Below are 18,013 nucleotides of genomic sequence, written 5' to 3' on the forward strand. Positions count from 1 at the left end.
CCACAGTGTGGATGAACAACACGCGTGTAATTTCGGCGCGCATGGCAGAGGAAGCCCCGGTCAGCGCCATTTCATCGTCATGACGAGACCGACAATCCAGAAACCGAAGCCGATCAGCAGGTTGTAGGCCCCCAGATCCGACATCCAGCCGATGCTGTCCTGGGCGAGGTAGTACACGATGAGATACACCAGACCGAGCACCATGAAACCGAACATGACCGACAGATACAGCGTGCTCGACGGCGCGGCCTTGACCTTGACGGGCGTCCGCGACGCCGGATCGATCGTGTAGTCGGGCTTCTTGCGGACCTTCGACTTGGGCATGGATGACCTCGAACTCTCGTACCGGACTGCAGGCGGGCGGGTGTGAGCCACGGTGGGGACGCTCACTGCTCACGTCCACGATAACCTGCAGCCGAGCTCCCACCCGTGCGGCATTAGTCTTGTGACATGCGCATCCTCGTCGTCGACAACTACGACAGCTTCGTGTTCAACCTGGTCCAGTACCTCGGCCAGCTGGGGACACGGGCCCGAGTGCTGCGGAACGACGACCCCGGGGTGCTCGATGTCGAGGCCGCCGTGGCGGAGGTGGACGGAGTGCTGCTCAGTCCCGGACCCGGCACGCCGCAGCGCGCCGGCGTCACCATGGACATGGTGCAGGCCTGCGCCTCGTCGGGAACGCCCCTGCTGGGCGTGTGCCTCGGACACCAGGCCATCGGTGCCTCCTTCGGCGGCGTGGTCGAACGCGCGCCGGAACTTCTGCACGGTAAGACCAGCGTCGTCCACCACTCCGGAGACGGCGTGCTGGCAGGGTTGCCGGATCCGTTCACCGCGACGCGCTACCACTCGTTGACGGTGCGGGAGGACACGATCCCGGACGACCTCGAGGTGACCGCGCGCACCGAGAGCGGCATCGTCATGGCGATGCGCCACCGGGAGCTGCCGATCCACGGCGTGCAGTTCCACCCCGAGTCGGTCATGACGCAGGGTGGTCACCGCATGCTGGCGAACTGGCTCGCCGTGTGCGGCGAGGCTCCCGAACCGGGCCTGGTGGCCGAGCTCGAGAGCGCCGCCCGCGTCTGAGCACGGCGCCGCGTCGGGTCAGAGCCCGAACTTGCCGACGGTCACGTTGACGCGCGCCGTCTTGGCGATGGCCGTCCCCGGCGCGACCGCCTGCTGCTGAACGCGGTTGACCTGCGTGAGGTCCGACGTCTGGACGTCGACCTGGTCGATCTCGGCGATGGTGCCCTCCCAGCCGGCGGCGCGGAGGAGGTCGACGGCCTGGACCGGGGTCTGGCCTGCCAGGTCCGGGATCTCGAACTGCGATCCGTTGGACACCCGCACCACCACGGTGTCGCCGTCGGTGGCGTTGCTGCCGCCCGCGGGCGTCGTGGCGACCACCTGACCGGCCGGGAGCGTCGAGTCGACGTTCTGGCGGTCGACGAGGAAACCGGCACCCGCGATGTTGGGCTGAGCGACCTCGATGTTCTGACCGACCACGTCGGGTACCCGCACCTGACGCGGTCCCGATCCGAGCGTGATGCGTACCGACGAGCCCTGAGCCATCGACGATCCGCGAGCCGGCTCCTGACCGATGACCTTGTCGACGTCCGCGCGAGACGACGCGGCCCGGCCGATCGACGGGTCGAGAGCGAGACCGGCCTGCACCAGTGCCTGTTCCGCAGCGCTCTGCGTCAGTCCTGCCAACTGGGGGACCTGGATCTGCTCCGGACCGGTGGACACCTCGAGAACGAGGGTGCTGTTCTCGTCGACCGTCGTGCCGGACACGGGTCGCGTGCCGATGACGGACCCCTCGGGCACCGTCGCGTCGGAGCGTTGCTGGACGTCGACGCGGAAGCCCGCGTTCTCGAGGGTGGTGCGGGCGGCGTCGGCGGTCTGCGCGGACACGTCCGGGACGGTCACCGAACGGGCCTCCGCACCGGGGCCGAGATTCCACAGGAAGACGCCGACGATGCCGACGACCACGAGGGCGGCGAGCGCCATGACGGCGACGCGAACGCCCTTGCGGCGCGGTCGGTCCCCGTCGTCGTCCGCGTCGGGATGCGCGTGGCGGGCGATCCGGCGAGGCTCGCCGGAGTTGTCGGACGCCGGCCGAGCGCCGGGCCGCGGCGCGTCCATCGAGCCGAGGATGGTGGTGCGATCCTCGTCGTTCATGACCATCGGCGCACTGGGTCGCTGGCCACCGAGGACGCGGATGAGATCGGTGCGCATGTCCGCGGCGCTCTGGTACCGATTGGCCGGATTCTTGCTCATCGCCTTGAGAATGATCGAGTCCAGCTCCCGCGGGATGTCCGGATTCACCGACGACGGCAGTCGCGGATCCTCCCGGACGTGCTGGTACGCGACCGCGACCGGAGAGTCACCCGTGAACGGCGGCTCGCCCGTCAGGATCTCGAACAGCACGCAGCCCAGCGAGTAGACGTCGGATCGCGCATCGACCTGTTCGCCGCGAGCCTGCTCGGGCGACAGGTACTGGGCGGTACCGATGACGGCAGCGGTCTGCGTCATCGGAGACGAACTGTCGGCGATGGCCCGCGCGATGCCGAAGTCCATGACCTTGACCGCACCGGCGCGGTTGATCATCACGTTGGCCGGTTTGACGTCGCGGTGCACGATGCCGTTGCGGTGGCTGAAGTCGAGGGCGGCGCAGACGTCGGCGATGACCTCCATCGCACGCTTGGGAGCCATCGGCCCCTCGGCGCGGACGATGTCGCGCAGCGTGTCGCCGTCGACGTACTCCATGACGATGTAGGGCAGCGGACCCGTCTCGGTCTCCGCCTCACCCGTGTCGTACACCGCCACGATCGCCGGATGGTTCAGTGCCGCAGCGTTCTGCGCCTCGCGGCGGAACCGCAGGTAGAACGTGGGATCGCGTGCCAGATCCTGACGCAGCACCTTGATGGCCACGTCGCGATCGAGACGGCCGTCCTTCGCGAGGTGGACCTCCGACATGCCACCGAAACCGAGGATCTCCCCGAGGTCGTACCGGGACGAGAGCTTGCGCGGTGTGGTCATCGCGATCCTCCCGGTGCGTAGTTGAAGGGGTTGCCGTCCCCGTTGCCGTTGCCGTTCCCGCCGCCGAGACCGGGGATGGTGAACAGTCCCCCGTCGGTCGTGGTCGTGGTGGTGGTCGTCGGCTCGGTGGTCGTGGGCTCGGTGGTGGTCGTCGTCGGTTCCGTCGTCGTCGTGGTGGTCGTGGTGGTGGTGGTCGTCGTCGTGGGCTCGGTGGTGGTGGTCGTCGGCCGCGTCGTGGTGGTGGTCGGCTCCGTGGTGGTCGCCGCCGTGGTGGTCGAGGTGACGACGGGCGTCGAACCGTTGCTCTCGGTGAAGACGAAGAGCCCGAACGCGACGACGGCGGCGAGCAGGAGCAGTCCACCGGCAGCCCAGGCCAGGGCCTTCTGCCCGGGGGTCATACCCGATTCGCGGTCACGATCGGGTTCCGGTGATCGTGGTGTGGCCGCTGCCGCGGCGGCGTAGCCGGTGGCGGACGTGGTCATCATGCGGGTGCTGGACGGCCCACCGACGGCGCCGACGGGCGGGGCGACCCGACCGGTACCGGACGCCGTGCCCGGGGCGGGCGGGCGCCGGCCGGCGCGCACGGCAGCGACCGCGTCGGCGAACTCCCCGCCGTTCTCGTACCGTGCGGCCGGGTCCTTGGTCATGGTGATCTCGATGAGCTCCCGCACCGGCTGCGGCAGATCGCCGGGAAGCGGCGGCGCGGCGTCCCGCACGTGCTTCATCGCGACCGTCAGCGCGCCGTCGCCGACGAACGGACGGGTCCCGCTGATGGCCTCGTAGCCCACGACGCCGAGCGAGTACACGTCGGACGCGGACGTCGCGTCCTGACCCAGCGCCTGTTCGGGGGCGATGTACTGCGCGGTGCCCATGACCATGCCGGTGCGCGTGACGGGCGAGGCGTCCACGGCCTTCGCGATGCCGAAGTCGGTGATCTTCACCGTCCCGTCGGGCGTGATCATGATGTTGCCCGGCTTCACGTCACGGTGGACGATGCCTGCGCGGTGCGCGGCCTGCAGGGCGCGGCCGGTCTGCTCGAGCATGTCCAGTGCGTGGACCAGCGGAAGCCGACCCATGCGCGTGAGCACCGTGTTGAGGGGCTCGCCGATGACGAGCTCCATGACGAGATACGCGAGCGACTGCCCGTTGGCGTCCCGCACCTCGCCGTAGTCGTAGATGTTGGCGATGCCGGGATGGTTCAACAGCGCGGTCGTGCGCGCCTCGACACGGAACCGTTCGACGAACTCGGGGTCGTCCGAGAACTCCGGCTTGAGGATCTTGACGGCGACGCGGCGATCGAGCCGGTTGTCCGTCGCTTCCCAGACCTGTCCCATTCCACCGGTCGCGATCAGTCGGAGCAGTCGATAGCGGTCGGCGACCACTGCTCCATTACCCAGGCCTCCACTCATGCGGGGCTCACCTCCCCTGCAATCCGGCGCCGAGCACTGCTCTCGCCACTGGTGCCGCGACGGACCCACCGGTGGCGGCGAGTGCGCGGTCACCACCGTTCTCGACGATGACCGCGATGGCGATCTTCGGGTCCTGTGCCGGCGCGAACGCGATGTACCAGGCGTGCGGAGGGGTGTTGCGCGGATCGCTGCCATGCTCGGCGGTGCCGGTCTTGGATGCGATCTGCACCCCCGCGATCTTGCCCTCGCCGCCGGAATTGTTCTCCGAGCCGACCATCAGATCGGTGAGCGTGGACGCGACCTCGGGAGAGATCGACTGGCCCAGTGACGTGGGCTCGGTGGTGTCGAGGGTCGACAGATCCGGACCCTGCAGCTGGGCCACCATGTGCGGCGCCATGCGCACGCCACCGTTCGCGATGGTGGCCGCGATCTCGGCGTTCTGCAGCGGTGTCAGTGCGACGTCGCGCTGGCCGATGCTGCTCTGACCGAGGGCGGCGTCGTCCGGGATCTCCCCGACGGTGCTGTCGGCGACCGGGATCGGCACGGCCTGGTTCGCCTCGCCGATGCCGAACGCGGACGCGGCGTCCTTGACGTTCTGGGTGCCGGCGTCGATACCGAGTTCCACGAAGGCGGTGTTGCACGAGCGCGCGAACGCCTCGCGCAACGACGCGGTGGCGCCGCCGCCGCACGTGGAGCCGTTGTAGTTCTCGAGCGTCGTCGACGTGTCGGGCAGCGTGATGGTCGGCGCCGCCGTGAGCTGGGTGTCCGGGGTGGAGCCGGCCGCCAGCGCGGCCGCGGTGACGACCACCTTGAACGTCGAACCGGGCGGGTAGGTCTGGGAGACCGCGCGGTTGACCAGGGGCTCGCCCGGATCGCTGCTCAGTCGCTCCCACGCCTGCGTCGACGTCTCGCCGTCGTGCGTCGCGAGCTCGTTGGGGTCGTAGCTCGGCGTGCTCACCATCGTCAGGATCTTGCCGGTGGACGGCTCGATGGCCACGACGGAGCCGGTGTAGCCCTTCGAGGTCAACTGGTCGTAGGCGACCTGCTGCATCACCGGATCGATCGTGGTGACGACGTTGCCGCCGCGGGGGTCGCGACCGGAGAGCAGGTCGAAGAACCGCTTGCCGAACAGTCGGTTGTCCGAGCCGTTCAACACTGCGTCCTCGGACCGTTCGAGAGCGGTGCTCGAGTACAGCATCGAGTAGAAGCCGGTGACCGGTGCGTTGGCGGCCGGGCTGGACGGTGCCGCGGGGTTGGCGGGGTACGTCCGCAGGTACTTGTAGCGATCGTCCGTCGCGACGGAGGCCGCGAGCACCTGGCCGCCGCTCGAGATCTGCCCACGCTGGCGTGCGTACTCGTCGAGCAGCACCCGCGAGTTCCGCGGATCCGTTCGGAGGTCGTCCGCCTTGATGACCTGGACGTACGTCGCGTTCGCGAGCAGGACGACGATCATCGCCATGACGCCGATGGCGACTCTGCGCAGAGGTGTGTTCACGGGCGCTTCACCACCTCGGTGGGAGCGTCACCGATCGGAGCCGCCGGTCCGCGTCTCTGCGGCACGACGGGCGCCCGCGCGGCGTCCGAAATCTTGATGAGCAGGGCGACCAGAGCGTAGTTCGCGAGCAGCGAGGATCCTCCGTAGGACATGAACGGTGTGGTGAGACCGGTGAGCGGGATGAGCTTGGTGACGCCGCCGACGACGACGAACAGCTGCACCGCGATGGTGACGGACAGTCCGGCGGCGAGCAGCTTGCCGAAGCTGTCGCGCACCGCGAGGGCGGTGCGCAGCCCGCGCAGCACGAAGACCAGATAGAGCATCAACACGGCGGCCAGGCCGATCAGGCCGAGCTCCTCGCCGATGGTCGCGATGATGAAGTCGGTGCTCGCGAACGGCACCTGCGACGGCCGGCCACTGCCGAGCCCGGTACCGCCCATGCCGCCGGTCGCCAGACCGAAGAGCGACTGCGAGATCTGATAGCCGGTGTCGTTGTAGTCCGCGAACGGATCCAGCCATGTGTCGGTGCGGATCTTCACGTGCCCGAAGAACTGATACGCGAGCAGGAAGCCGAGCAGGAGCAGCGCCACACCCACGACGATCCAGCCGACGCGCTCGGTGGCGACGTAGATCATCACCAGGACCGTGCAGTAGATCAGCAGCGACGTGCCGAGATCCTTCTCGAACACCAGGACGCCGATGGACACGATCCACGCGACGACGATGGGGCCGAGATCGCGGGCGCGCGGGAAGTCCATGCCGAGCACGTGCTTGCCCGCGGTGGTGAAGAGCTCGCGCTTCGCCACGAGCACCGAGGCGAAGAAGATGAGCAGCAGAATCTTCGAGAACTCACCGGGTTGGATGCTGAAGCCGGGCAACCGGATCCAGATCTTCGAGCCGTTGACCTCGGACAACGAGGAGGGCAGGACGGCCGGCAGGGCCAGGAACACCAGACCGCCGAGGCCCAGGGTGTAGCCGTACCGCGCGAGGGTGCGGTAGTCGCGGACCAGGACGAGGACAGCGATGAACCCGGCGATGCCCAGGGCCGTCCACAGCACCTGCTGCGTGGCGTCGGCCGACGGCTCTTCGATGCCGAGGTACACCGCCGACTGCTGGGCCGCGAGGTCGAGCCGGTGGATGAGCACCAGTCCGAGCCCGTTCAGCATGGCGACGACCGGGAGCAGCAGCGGATCCGCGTGGGTGGCGAATCGACGGACCGCGGCGTGGGCGACCGCGAACATCGCGAGGTAGGCGAGGCCGTACTTCGCCAGGTCCCAGGTGATGGCCTGCTCCTGGCTCGCCTCGACGAGCACCAGCGACACAGTGGTGATGACCGCGGCCGCGCCGAGCAGTGCCGCCTCGACACCGCGTCTCGTCGACTGCGGCGGGGCGGGGGCGAACCCACCGGGCGGGCTAGGGAACGAGGCGGACGACTGGCTGGGGGTGGGCCGGTTCGGGGTCGGCAGGTTCGGAGCGGACATCACGAACCCGTCCTGCAGGTCTGGCCCGCCACCAGCGTCGGCGTCGGTGCCGGGGTGGGCTCGATCGTGGTGGTCACGGGAGCCGCCGGATCGACGGGCACCGCCGGGTCCGGAGCGGGCGGTGCGGCCGTGGGAGCAGGCGTGGCCTCGGGAGTGGCGCTCGGCGTGGTGGTGGTGCTCGCCGGCGGCGTGCACGGGGGCAGCAGGTCACCGGACGCGAGTCGCGCCACCTGGGTGCGCGCGTCGTCGAGGGTGCCCGACGGCAGACCCGAGCGCACCTGTTCGCGTGCCGAGGGCTGGAGATCGTCGACACCCAGGATCGTGCAGTCGGCATCGCCGGGAGCGCGCAGCTCGACCGTCGCGTCCTCGGTGGCCGTGGCCCCGTCGCGGACGCAGCCGACCAGATCGACCTCCTGCAGCGAGAAGCCGAGCACCGAACCGGAGACTCCGCGCATCACGACAACGCGACCGTCGTCGGTTCCGACGTAGTAGTTACGTTGCAGCAGTTGCCATCCCACGACGAGGCCGACGACGAGAAGGGCGACCACGCCGAGGCCGGCGAGTGACCACCGGAGCTTGTGCGACTTCTTCTCCGGCACGGGCGGTGGTGTCACGACACGTTTCGGGGTGGTGCGGGGCGGCCGCATGGCGGCGGCGCGGCCGGCTGCCGTGTTCGGCGGCGGCGCGTCCTCCTCGTCGGACATCGACGCGGCTCCGGCGAGAATGGGGTGCGACTGGCCGTAGTCCAGATCGATGACGTCGGCGACGACGACGGTGACGTTGTCGGGGCCACCGCTGCGCAGCGCCAGCTCGATGAGCCGATCGGCGCACTCGTCGTTCTCGCCCTCGCGGAGCGTGTCGGCGATGGTCTCGCTGCTGACGACGTCGGACAGGCCGTCCGAGCACAGGAGATACCGATCCCCGGCGCGGGCCTCCCGCACCGTGAGCGTCGGCTCGATCTCGTTACCGGTGAGCGCGCGCATGATGAGCGACCGCTGCGGGTGCGAGTGCGCCTGCTCGGCCGTGATCCGGCCCTCGTCGACCAGGGACTGGACGAACGTGTCGTCTCGCGTGATCTGCGTCAGCTCGTCGTCGCGCAGCAGGTAGGCACGCGAGTCGCCGATGTGGACGAGCCCGATCTTTCTGCCGCCGAACAGGATCGCCGTCAGGGTCGTGCCCATGCCGTCGAGCTCGGGATCCTCCTCGACCTGCTCGGCGATGGTGGCGTTGCCCTCGCGCGTCGCCCGTTCGAGCTTGCCCAGGAGATCGTCTCCCGGCTCGTCGTCGTCGAGGTGGGCGAGCGCCGCGATCATGAGCTGGGACGCGACCTCACCGGCGGCGTGCCCTCCCATGCCGTCGGCGAGAGCGAGCAGGCGCGCACCGGCGTAGACCGAGTCCTCGTTGTTGGATCGCACGAGACCGCGATCGCTGCGCGCGGCGTAGCGGAGAACCAGTGTCACGGGCGCAGCTCGATCACGGTCTTGCCGACGCGGACGGGCGTGCCCAGCGGGACGCGCACCGCCGTCGTGACCTTGGCCCGGTCGAGGTAGGTGCCGTTGGTCGAACCGAGATCCTCGACGTACCAGTCACCTCCGCGAGGAGACAGCCGTGCGTGGCGCGTGGACGCGTAGTCGTCGGTGAGGACCAACGTCGAGTCGTCCGCCCGACCCATGAGGACCGGCTGCGACCCGAGCGTGATGCGGGTACCGGCCAGCGAACCCTGCGTGACCACCAGCTGCTTGGCCACCTTCGCCTTGCGGCCCTGCAGCGACACCGGTGACGTGCGGGAGCGCGGTGCCACGCGCAGCCCGGAGGCCGCATAGATGTCCGACCGCAGGGTGCGCAGCACTGCCCAGACGAACAACCACAGGATCAGGAGGAAGCCAGCTCGAGTGAGCTGCAGAATCAATCCCTGCACAGCGTGTCACCTCCTCGTGTCACCAGAAGCCGGGTCACGGCTTTCTCGGTCGCCCGGGGACGTCCCGTCTCGGAGCATCATAAGGGCAGGCGCCGACGGCCGGTGTCGGCCGCCGCACCCGTCGCCGGTCCGGTCGTGTCAGACGATGCGGACGAGGATCTCCGAATGTCCGGCGCGGACGATGTCGCCGTCGGCCAGCTGCCAGTCCTGGACCGGTGCACCGTTCACGGTCGTGCCGTTGGTGGAACCCAGGTCGGACAGCATGGCCACCCGGCCGTCCCAGCGGATCTCGAAGTGCCGACGCGAGACGCCGGTGTCGGGGAGCCGGAACTGGGCCTCCTGGCCGCGACCGACGACGTTGCCGCCCTCGCGCAGCTGGTAGTGACGGCCGCTGCCGTCCTCGAGCTGCAGGGTGGCGGCGAGCCCGCGAGACGCGGCCGGGCGGTCGTAGTCGTCCCCGTCCGCGACCTGCTGGTAGCCCTGTGTGGCCGGCTGGTCGTACGCCGCCGCAGCGCCGTACGCCCGCGGCTGTGCGGCCTGGCCACCGTCGGCGTAGCCGCGCTGGTCGTAGTCGCCGTACGCCTGCTGACGGTCCTGACCGTGCTGGTCGTAGCCCGACCGGTCGTAGCCGCCCTGGTCGTAGCCGCGCTGGTCGTACCCGCCCTGGTCGTACCCGCGCTGGTCATAGCCGCCCTGGTCGTAGCCCTGCTGGTCGTACCCGGCCTGGCCGTAGCCCTGCTGGCCGTAGGCGCGGGGATCGGGTCCACCCTGGTCGTACTGAGGACGGCCGTGACCGCGCGGATCCGCCGCCGGCTGTCCGTAGGCCTGGCGGTCGTACGGCTGCTGAGCGGGAGGCTGCTGGCCGTAGGCACGCGAGTCGTAGGGGGCGCGGTTCTGCGGCTGGCGTCCGTATCCCTGGTCGTAGCCGCCCTGCTCGTGACCCTGCTGGTCGTACCCGGCCTGGCCGTAGCCCTGCTGGTCGTACCCGGCCTGGCCGTAGCCCTGCTGATCGTGACCCTGTCCGTACGGTGCGCGTCCGTATCCGCCCTGCTCCTGACCGGCGGGCGGGCGGCCGTAGCCGCGGGCGTCCTGCTCGGAGTCGCCGTACGCGCGGGGCGGGCGCACCCGGTTCTCCGCCGCCGGGTCGACGCGGCCCGACGCCTCGGGGTCGTACGCCTCGGACGGGTACGCGCTGCCGTTGCGAGGGGCACGGGCGGCGACGCCCGATGCGGGCCGATCGTTGTCGCGGTCGGGCTCGTCGCCCTGGTTCTGAGTCCCTGAGTTCTGGGTCATGGGGCCGGCTCCTGATGTCGACGACGGTCGGTCTTGTGCAGTGGACTGGTGAGGTGGAGCGCTCTGCTGGGGTGACGCGTCGGGATCGACTGTTCCCGACGTGCGGAACTGTCCCGTGTGCAGTGTGGTGGACGGTTCGAAGCGGACCACCACGCGCCCGTACGTCTGCCATCCCTGGTCGGTGATGAAGTCCTGGAGATGGCGTGAGAAGGCGCGAGTGGTGAGGTCGTGGTCGGACGCGAGCCTGTCGTGATCCGACGGGCTGATGGTGATGACGTAGGCGTTGGGTGCCAGCAGATGTCCGCCGTCCAGCGTGCGGACCGACATGGTGGCCTCCTGCTGGAGGGCCGCCTCGACCTCCTGCGGCACCACACCGCCACCGAAGACGCGAGCGAAGGCGTCACCGACAGCACTCTGCAGCTTTCTCTCGAATCGCTGAACCACTCCCACGACACCCTCCTTCTCCGTCTTCGTCGGTACTGCGTCTCACATCGGTACTGCGTCCGTGCGTCGGAGACTCATGATGCTGGAACCGTCCCCGAGGCGTCCACGCCGCCGACGTCCGCGCAGGCCGTGCGGCCTCGCGTGTCCTTCCGTCGTGCGACTACCGATCCATGCTATACGCCCGGAACCGGTTCCCGGCCCCGCCTCAGGACCGGAAACCCGGACCGACGGTATGGATTTCTGCCCGAGTGACGGGTCGTGTTAATCTCGTCCCGTCGCTCGGGCGAGTGGCGGAATGGCAGACGCGCTGGCTTCAGGTGCCAGTGTCCTTCGGGACGTGGGGGTTCAAGTCCCCCTTCGCCCACCACACTGGCCGTAGCCGAGAAATCGCTACGGCCAGTAGTCTTTCATCGGACGTACGTCTCGGTGTGAGATCTCCGACGTCGAGCTCGTGCGCTCCCGGAGTATTCTCGTGAACGAACGCCGAGGTACCGCGCAACGTCGCGCACACACCCACACCGCCGGGGGAACGACCAGGTCAGGCCCGAATGAGGATGCCCTGATTTGTGAATTCGACCGGTTCCTGACTTATCGTTCAGCTGCGGGGTCGACCCACAAGGATCGCCCCTGCCCGAAAACACTCGGTCACCACCTCGGAACGGATCGTTGTCCGAGAGTGGCCGGAGCCCCATCGGAGTGCGTGTTCAACGGTGAACCCGCTCTCGCATCGCCCCGCGGTGGCTCGCGTCGAATCTCGGACGTGGCCGCGCTCTCGCGGATCTTGGCTCGACTCGTCAGTTAGGCAAGACACATGCAGCTTCCCGGACACCGGTACCCATCAGCGCGCGGCCTCTACGATCCCGCCAACGAACACGACTCCTGCGGTGTCGCGTTCGTGGTCGACATGCACGGCCGACGGAGCCGCGACATCGTCGACAAGGCGATCACGGCGCTGATCAATCTCGAACACCGCGGCGCTGCGGGTGCCGAGCCCAACACGGGTGACGGTGCCGGCATCCTGATCCAGGTCCCCGACGCGTTCTACCGCGCCGTGGTCGACTTCGATCTGCCGCCCGAGGGTTCCTACGCAACCGGTATCGCGTTCCTCCCGCAGGCGCGCGCCGCGTCCGCCGAGGCTGTCGCCGGTGTCGAGCGTGTCGTGACCGAGGAGGGCCTCGAGGTTCTCGGCTGGCGCGACATCGAGACGGACGACGCCTCCCTGGGCGCGCTGGCGCGCGACGCCATGCCGACGTTCCGCCAGCTGTTCGTCGCCGCTCCCGACCGTGCACTGTCCGGCATCGATCTCGAGCGACGCGCGTTCGTCGTGCGCAAGCGCGTCGAGCACGAACTCGGCCTCGAAGGCCCCGGCAAGGACGGTCCCGGCCGTGAGTCCGTGTACTTCCCGTCGCTGTCGCCGTCGACCATCGTCTACAAGGGCATGCTCACGACGCCGCAGCTGCGAGGCTTCTACCTCGATCTGCAGGACGAGCGCGTCGTCAGTGCCCTCGGTCTGGTGCACTCGCGCTTCTCCACCAACACGTTCCCCTCGTGGCCGCTGGCACACCCGTTCCGCCGTGTCGCGCACAACGGTGAGATCAACACCGTCACCGGCAACGAGAACTGGATGCGTGCCCGCGAGGCCCTCATCGAGTCGGACGTCTTCGGTGGCCCGGAGAAGCTCGAGAAGATCTTCCCGGTGAACACGCACGGAGCGTCGGACACCGCGCGCTTCGACGAGGTGCTGGAGTTCCTGCACCTCGGCGGTCGCAGCCTGCCGCACGCCGTGCTGATGATGATCCCCGAGGCGTGGGAGCACCACGACAAGATGGATCCGGCTCGCCGGGCGTTCTACCAGTACCACTCGACTCTGATGGAGCCGTGGGACGGACCGGCGTCGGTGTGCTTCACCGACGGCACCGTCATCGGCGCGGTCCTCGACCGCAACGGCCTGCGTCCGAGCCGTCTCTGGGTCACCGAGGACGGCCTGGTCATCATGGCGTCCGAGGTCGGCGTCCTCGACATCGAGCCGTCGAAGATCGTGCGCAAGGTTCGCCTGCAGCCCGGCCGCATGTTCCTGGTGGACACCGCGCAGGGCCGCATCGTCAGCGACGACGAGATCAAGGACGAGCTCGCCGCCGAGCACCCCTACCAGGAGTGGCTCGACGAGGGTCTCGTCGAGATCGACGACCTGCCCGAGCGCCCGCACGTCCACATGACGCACGACCGTGTGCTGATCCGTCAGCAGATCTTCGGCTACACCACCGAGGAACTGACCATGCTGGTCGCTCCCATGGCCAAGGCCGGCGCCGAGGCCATCGGGTCCATGGGCACCGACACGCCCGTCGCCGTGCTCTCGAACCGCCCGCGCATGCTGTTCGACTACTTCTCCCAGCTGTTCGCCCAGGTGACGAATCCGCCCCTGGACGCCATCCGGGAAGAGGTGGTCACCAGCCTCGGCGGCACCATCGGTCCCGAGCGGGATCTCCTGCAGCCCAGTGCCGAAGCATGCCGGCAGATCGTGCTGAAGTCGCCGATCCTGCACAACGACGAGCTGGCCAAGCTGGTCCACATCAACGACGACGGCACCCAGGACGGACTGCGCTCCGTGGTGGTCCGCGGCCTCTACCCGGTCGCCGAAGGCGGTGAGGGACTACGTCGTTCGCTCGAGATCATTCGTTCGCAGGTCTCCGCGGCGATCGACGGCGGCGCGCGCATCGTCATCCTGTCCGACCGCGAGTCGAGCGAGCGGCTGGCACCGATTCCGTCGCTGCTGCTGACCTCGGCCGTGCATCACCACCTCGTCCGGGAAAAGACCCGCACCAAGGTGGGGCTGATCGTCGAGGCCGGTGACGCCCGCGAGGTCCACCACATGGCCACCCTCGTCGGCTTCGGTGCCGCAGCGGTCAACCCCTACATGGCGTTCGAGTCGATCGAGGACATGATCGACCGCGACACCCTGCAGGGCATCGACTACGACAGTGCCGTCAAGAACTACATCAAGGCCGCCGGCAAGGGCGTGCTGAAGGTGATGTCGAAGATGGGCATCTCGACGCTCGCCTCGTACACCGGCGCCCAGCTGTTCCAGGTCATCGGCCTGTCGCAGGCCCTGGTCGACGAGTACTTCTACGGCGTGCAGTCGCCGCTCGGCGGCATCGACCTCGACCAGATCGCGGCCGACGTCGCGGTGCGTCACGGAGTCGCTTACCTGGACAACAAGTTCGAGCGCGCGCACCGCGAGCTCGAGACGGGCGGCGAGTACCAGTGGCGCCGCGAGGGCGAGTACCACCTGTTCAACCCGGACACGGTGTTCAAGCTCCAGCACGCCACCCGCACCGGTCAGTACTCCGTGTTCAAGGAGTACACCCGCATGGTGGACGACCAGTCCGAGCGGCTCGCGTCGCTGCGCGGACTGTTCCGCTTCAAGACCGAGGGTCGCACCCCGATCCCGATCGACGAGGTCGAGTCGGCACGCGACATCGTCAAGCGTTTCTCCACGGGTGCGATGAGCTACGGCTCCATCTCGGCAGAGGCGCACGAGACGCTGGCCATCGCGATGAACCGCCTCGGTGGTCGCTCGAACTCGGGTGAGGGCGGCGAGGACACCGCACGCTTCCTCCCCGACGAGAACGGTGACTGGCGTCGGTCGGCCATCAAGCAGGTCGCGTCGGGTCGTTTCGGTGTCACGTCGAACTACCTGACCAACTGCACCGACATCCAGATCAAGATGGCGCAGGGCGCCAAGCCCGGTGAGGGCGGCCAGCTTCCGGCGCACAAGGTGTACCCGTGGGTGGCCGACGTGCGTCACTCGACGCCGGGTGTCGGCCTCATCTCGCCGCCCCCGCACCACGACATCTACTCGATCGAGGATCTGGCTCAGCTGATCCACGACCTGAAGAACGCCAACCCGTCGGCGCGCATCCACGTGAAGCTCGTCTCCGAGGTCGGTGTCGGTACGGTCGCCGCCGGTGTCTCCAAGGCGCACGCGGACGTGGTGCTCATCTCGGGCCACGACGGCGGCACGGGCGCCACCCCGTTGACGTCGGTCAAGCACGCCGGCGCACCGTGGGAGCTCGGCCTGGCCGAGACCCAGCAGACGTTGCTGCTCAACGGTCTTCGCGATCGCATCGTCGTGCAGGTCGACGGTCAGCTCAAGACCGGTCGCGACGTCATGGTCGCCGCGCTGCTCGGTGGTGAGGAGTTCGGCTTCGCCACCGCGCCGCTGGTGGTCTCGGGCTGCATCATGATGCGCGTCTGCCACCTCGACACCTGCCCGGTGGGCGTGGCGACGCAGAACCCACTGCTGCGCAAGCGGTTCGCCGGTCAGCCGGAGTTCGTCGAGAACTTCTTCCTGTACATCGCCGAGGAGGTCCGCGAGTACCTCGCGGAATTCGGTTTCCGCACGCTCGACGAGGCCATCGGCCAGGTCGCGCTGCTGGACACCACCGCGGCGAAGGATCACTGGAAGGCGTCGAAGCTCGATCTGTCGCCGATCCTGGACGTCGCGGAGTCGGCGTTCATGAACCAGGATCTCTACTGCACCGGCACGCAGGACCACGCACTGGACAAGGCTCTCGACCAGCAACTCATCGCGCAGAGCCGCGAGGCACTGGACAAGGGCGAGAAGGTCGAGTTCTCGACGCGGATCACCAACGTGAACCGCACCGTGGGCACGATGCTCGGCCACGAGGTCACCAAGGCGTACGGCGAGGACGGTCTGCCGGAAGGCACGATCGACATCACCTTCACCGGATCGGCCGGTAACAGCTTCGGAGCGTTCGTGCCCAAGGGCATGACGCTGCGACTGCAGGGCGACGCCAACGACTTCGTCGGCAAGGGTCTGTCCGGTGGGCGGATCGTCGTACGCCCGTCGCTCCAGGCCAACTCGAGCTTCGTCGCCGAGAACAACATCATCGCCGGCAACGTGATCCTCTTCGGTGCCACCGAGGGTGAGGCGCTCATCCGCGGTGTCGTCGGTGAGCGGTTCGCCGTCCGTAACTCGGGCGCCGTCGCGGTGGTCGAGGGTGTCGGTGACCACGGGTGCGAGTACATGACCGGTGGCAAGGTCGTCATTCTCGGCGAGACCGGCCGCAACTTCGGTGCCGGCATGTCCGGCGGTGTGGCGTTCGTCTTCGACCCGAACTCGACCTTCGAGGACAACCTGAACACCGAGCTCGTCGACATCGAGGAGCTCCAGGGTGACGAGTTCGCGTGGCTCAAGGATGCGATCACGCGGCATCGTGACGAGACCGGGTCCGAGGTCGCCGAGCGCATCCTCGCGGACTGGTCGCAGCAGGTCAATCACTTCGTGAAGGTGATGCCCCGCGACTACAAGAAGGTACTGCTCGCGATCTCCGAGGCCGAGAAGAACGGCGCGGACGTGGACGAGGCGATCATGGAGGCAGCTCGTGGGTGATCCACAAGGATTTCTGAAGAACACGTCGCGGGAGCTCCCGTCGCGGCGCCCCGTCGACCTGCGCCTGATGGACTGGAAGGAGGTGTACGAGGACTTCTCCACGGACACCCTCCGCACCCAGGCCAGCCGGTGCATGGACTGTGGCATTCCGTTCTGCCACAACGGGTGCCCGCTCGGGAATCTGATTCCCGAGTGGAACGACCTGGTGTACAAGGACCGGTGGCGCGAGAGCATCGACCGGTTGCACGCCACCAACAACTTCCCGGAGTTCACGGGCCGGCTGTGCCCGGCTCCGTGTGAGGCGTCGTGCGTCCTGGGCATCAACCAGGACCCGGTGACCATCAAGCAGGTCGAGGTCGAGATCATCGATCGCGCCTTCGATGAGGGATGGGTCCAGCCCGTCTACCCGACGTACCTCACCGGCAAGAAGGTGGCCGTCGTCGGTTCCGGTCCCGCGGGTCTCGCTGCAGCGCAGCAGCTCACGCGTGCCGGCCACACCGTCACCGTGTTCGAGCGAGCTGATCGCATCGGCGGACTCCTGCGCTACGGCATCCCCGAGTTCAAGATGGAGAAGCGCCACATCGATCGCCGGTTGGCGCAGATGGAGGCCGAGGGCACCATCTTCCGCACCGGTGTCAACGTCGGTGTCGACATCACCGCGGACGAGCTCCGCGAGGAGTTCGACTCGGTCGTCCTGTCGGGCGGTGCCACCAAGGCCCGCGACCTCGAGGTCCCCGGCCGCGAGTACGGCGGCATCCATCAGGCGATGGAGTTCCTGCCCTGGGCCAATCGTGTTCAGCTCGGCGACGACGTCGTCGACCAGTACGGCCAGCCGCCCATCACGGCGAAGGGCAAGAAGGTCGTCATCATCGGCGGCGGCGACACCGGCGCGGACTGCCTCGGCACGTCGCACCGTCAGGGCGCGGCCAGCGTCCACCAGTTCGAGATCATGCCCCGCCCGCCGGAGGAGCGCGCCGGATCCACCCCGTGGCCGACGTACCCGCTGGTCTACCGCGTGTCCTCGGCTCACGAGGAGGGCGGCGAGCGCGTCTTCTCCGTCAACACGGAGCGCTTCACGGGCGAGAACGGCATGGTCACCGGACTCGACGCGCACGAGGTCGAGTTCAAGGACGGTCGCTTCGCCAAGGTCGAGGGGTCGGACTTCCACCTCGAGGCCGACATCGTGTTCCTCGCGATGGGCTTCACCGGGCCCGAGAAGCCGGGCCTGCTCACCGATCTCGGAGTGAATCTCAACGAGCGCGGCAACGTGTCGCGGACCGACAAGTGGAACACCAACGTCGACGGTGTCTTCGTGGCCGGCGACATGGGCCGCGGTCAGTCGCTCATCGTGTGGGCCATCGCCGAGGGCCGCTCCTGCGCGTCCGCGGTCGATTCGTTCCTCATGGGAAAGACGGCGCTGCCCGCGCCGATCGTGCCCACCCAGGCACCCCAGCGGTAGCGAGCCCACACACCCGGTACGAACAGAACACCCCCTGCAGCGTGCTGCAGGGGGTGTTCTGTGTC

At 68.4% G+C, this 18,013-nt stretch carries 11 protein-coding genes and 1 tRNA gene; 4 read left to right on the forward strand and 8 right to left on the reverse strand.

Going from position 1 to position 18,013, the window contains the following annotated elements:
* Positions 1–60 precede the first annotated feature (60 nt).
* Positions 61–324 (reverse strand): cell division protein CrgA, encoded by a 264-nt coding sequence (gene crgA / locus HQ314_RS10770; RefSeq protein ID WP_027505930.1) that lies wholly within the window; start codon positions 322–324, stop codon positions 61–63.
* Positions 325–450: 126 nt separating this feature from the next.
* Between crgA and HQ314_RS10775 the strand changes: the two genes are divergently transcribed.
* Positions 451–1,083: an aminodeoxychorismate/anthranilate synthase component II gene (locus HQ314_RS10775; RefSeq protein ID WP_222632479.1), complete on the forward strand. Its 633-nt coding sequence runs from the start codon at positions 451–453 to the stop codon at positions 1,081–1,083.
* A gap of 18 nt (positions 1,084–1,101) precedes the next feature.
* On the opposite strand, the gene pknB is transcribed toward HQ314_RS10775, so the two are convergent.
* From pknB to HQ314_RS10810, 7 genes are all read right to left on the reverse strand, one after another.
* Positions 1,102–3,036 (reverse strand): Stk1 family PASTA domain-containing Ser/Thr kinase, encoded by a 1,935-nt coding sequence (gene pknB / locus HQ314_RS10780; protein ID WP_222632481.1) that lies wholly within the window; start codon positions 3,034–3,036, stop codon positions 1,102–1,104.
* The gene (locus tag HQ314_RS10785) at positions 3,033–4,445 is read right to left on the reverse strand and encodes a serine/threonine-protein kinase (protein WP_222632483.1); all 1,413 of its coding nucleotides are present in this window, start codon (positions 4,443–4,445) and stop codon (positions 3,033–3,035) included. The genes pknB and HQ314_RS10785 overlap by 4 nt, the downstream gene beginning before the upstream one ends.
* 7 nt (positions 4,446–4,452) lie before the next feature.
* Positions 4,453–5,940, reverse strand: coding sequence for a penicillin-binding transpeptidase domain-containing protein (locus HQ314_RS10790; RefSeq protein ID WP_027505927.1), 1,488 nt, complete (start codon positions 5,938–5,940; stop codon positions 4,453–4,455).
* On the reverse strand, positions 5,937–7,421 hold the full coding sequence (locus HQ314_RS10795) for an FtsW/RodA/SpoVE family cell cycle protein (protein WP_222650098.1): 1,485 nt from the start codon (positions 7,419–7,421) through the stop codon (positions 5,937–5,939). Before HQ314_RS10795 ends, HQ314_RS10790 begins: the two co-directional genes overlap by 4 nt.
* The gene (locus HQ314_RS10800; RefSeq protein ID WP_222649996.1) at positions 7,421–8,881 is read right to left on the reverse strand and encodes a PP2C family serine/threonine-protein phosphatase; all 1,461 of its coding nucleotides are present in this window, start codon (positions 8,879–8,881) and stop codon (positions 7,421–7,423) included. Before HQ314_RS10800 ends, HQ314_RS10795 begins: the two co-directional genes overlap by 1 nt.
* A complete protein-coding gene (locus tag HQ314_RS10805; RefSeq protein ID WP_027505924.1) occupies positions 8,878–9,339 on the reverse strand; it encodes an FHA domain-containing protein in 462 nt (153 codons plus the stop codon). The genes HQ314_RS10800 and HQ314_RS10805 overlap by 4 nt, the downstream gene beginning before the upstream one ends.
* 138 nt (positions 9,340–9,477) lie before the next feature.
* A complete protein-coding gene (locus HQ314_RS10810; RefSeq protein WP_222649997.1) occupies positions 9,478–11,082 on the reverse strand; it encodes a DUF3662 and FHA domain-containing protein in 1,605 nt (534 codons plus the stop codon).
* A gap of 275 nt (positions 11,083–11,357) precedes the next feature.
* On the opposite strand from HQ314_RS10810, the gene HQ314_RS10815 reads away from it, so the two are divergent.
* The 3 genes from HQ314_RS10815 to HQ314_RS10825 all read left to right on the forward strand — a co-directional run bounded on the left by HQ314_RS10815 (position 11,358) and on the right by HQ314_RS10825 (position 17,948).
* Positions 11,358–11,443 (forward strand) — tRNA-Leu (locus HQ314_RS10815).
* A gap of 444 nt (positions 11,444–11,887) precedes the next feature.
* Positions 11,888–16,489 (forward strand): glutamate synthase large subunit, encoded by a 4,602-nt coding sequence (gltB, locus tag HQ314_RS10820; protein ID WP_222649998.1) that lies wholly within the window; start codon positions 11,888–11,890, stop codon positions 16,487–16,489.
* Positions 16,482–17,948 (forward strand): glutamate synthase subunit beta, encoded by a 1,467-nt coding sequence (locus tag HQ314_RS10825; RefSeq protein ID WP_027505921.1) that lies wholly within the window; start codon positions 16,482–16,484, stop codon positions 17,946–17,948. The genes gltB and HQ314_RS10825 overlap by 8 nt, the downstream gene beginning before the upstream one ends.
* Positions 17,949–18,013 lie beyond the last annotated feature (65 nt).

Origin of the sequence: Rhodococcus sp. BP-332 (assembly GCF_019836065.1) — a bacterium.
Taxonomy (GTDB): Bacteria; Actinomycetota; Actinomycetes; order Mycobacteriales; family Mycobacteriaceae; genus Rhodococcoides.